Raw genomic sequence first — 242 nt, forward strand, 5'->3', positions numbered from 1 at the left:
GAGGAATTTCCCCCATTCGAACATTTTTCACATTTAGTTGTAGATAGCCCCCACAGGTATAAATCTCCATCGTTGGTATTAACTGAAAACGCATTAACCTTGTTAACTTTTGACAAACCTAGGATTCTAGTAGGGGTAAAAATAAAACTGTCTTTAGATTTTCCAGATCCTGTATAGTTAGTATCTCGCCAGCTCCATACCTCTCCATTTTCTAATGGAGCTAAATTAGCATAGCTATAGTC

Annotated in this window: 1 protein-coding gene; it reads right to left on the reverse strand. The window is 37.2% G+C overall.

Features of this window, described 5'->3' with window-relative positions; genetic code table 11:
* Positions 1 to 242, reverse strand: a 242-nt coding sequence (locus tag AAEY80_RS14815; protein ID WP_350588635.1) for a hypothetical protein, incomplete at both ends; no start/stop codon positions are given.

The organism is Psychrobacter sp. 78a-MNA-CIBAN-0178 (assembly GCF_040309625.1).
Classification (GTDB): Bacteria; Pseudomonadota; Gammaproteobacteria; order Pseudomonadales; family Moraxellaceae; genus Psychrobacter; species Psychrobacter okhotskensis.